Origin of the sequence: Vibrio sp. 1731 (genome assembly GCF_033339955.1) — a bacterium.
Taxonomy (GTDB): domain Bacteria; phylum Pseudomonadota; class Gammaproteobacteria; order Enterobacterales; family Vibrionaceae; genus Vibrio; species Vibrio alginolyticus.
In genome coordinates this window covers 1-1,172 of sequence record NZ_JAWOVO010000123.1, presented here as the reverse complement: position 1 = coordinate 1,172, position 1,172 = coordinate 1, and the positions used below count along the sequence as shown (strand labels likewise).

Genomic DNA, 1,172 nt, shown 5'->3' with positions numbered 1-1,172 from the left:
ATCGCCCAAGCAGCTGCCGCAGTATCAGCAAAGCCTGCCGGTAAGTTGACCATCATTTTTGCTTCTCAAACCGGTAACGCAAAAGGTGTTGCTGAAGCGTTGGAACAAGAAGCAAAAGCAGAAGGAATTGCAGTAGAGCTGTTTGACGCAAGCGACTACAAAGGCAAAAACTTAGCCAAAGAAACGCACGTCATCATTGTTGCTTCTACCAACGGTGAAGGTGAAGCGCCAGACAATGCCATTGAGTTGCACGAGTTCTTACAATCTAAGAAAGCACCTAAGCTATCAAACCTTCAATATGGTGTGATTGCATTGGGTGACTCTAGTTATGAGTTCTTCTGCCAAACTGGTAAAGACTTTGACACGTATTTAGCAAAACTGGGCGCGACGTCTTTTATTGACCGTATTGACTGCGATGTTGATTACGAAGCGGCAGCGGAAGAATGGCGCAAGAATGCGCTAGGTAAAGTTAAAGAGACACTATCTTCTGGCAATGAAGCGGAAATTGTTCAACTTCCTGTAGGACAAGCGGCAGCTTCACATTCTCAGTACAACAAACAAAATCCATACACAGCGACGTTACTCACCAGCCAAAAGATCACGGGTCGAGACTCGGGTAAAGATGTTCGCCATATTGAAATCGATCTAGATGGTTCGGGTCTGACATACCAACCTGGTGATGCTTTGGGTGTGTGGTACGAAAACAGCTCTGAGCTTGCTAATGAAATTCTAGGTAAAGTTGGTTTGTCTGGTGTTGAAACAGTTGACGTTGATGGCGAAAGCTTATCTATTCACAGTGCTTTAGTGAGTAAGTTCGAGATCACGACATCTAACCCACAGCTAGTGACTAAGTTTGCCGAGTTATCTGGCAGCAAGAAACTACAAAAGCTGGTGGAAGATAAAGACAAGCTTCGTGAGTACTCAGCCAACACTCAAATTGTTGATGTATTCGCAGAGAAGAAAACCAAACTGACCGCGGGTGAGTTGGTTGGTTTATTGCGCCGTTTGACGCCTCGTCTTTACTCTATTGCTTCTAGCCAAGCCGAAGTGGATGAAGAAGTGCACCTTACCGTCGGGTTGGTTGAATATGACCACAATGATGAAAAACGTTACGGTGGCGCATCGAGCTTCTTAGCTCAACGTCTAGAAGAAGGCGGTGACGTAAAAGTATT

Annotated in this window: 1 protein-coding gene; it reads left to right on the top strand. The window is 45.2% G+C overall.

Annotated features, from left to right (window positions below):
• Positions 1-1,172, top strand: a 1,172-nt coding sequence (locus R7035_RS25615) for a sulfite reductase flavoprotein subunit alpha (RefSeq protein WP_318146369.1), incomplete at both ends; no start/stop codon positions are given.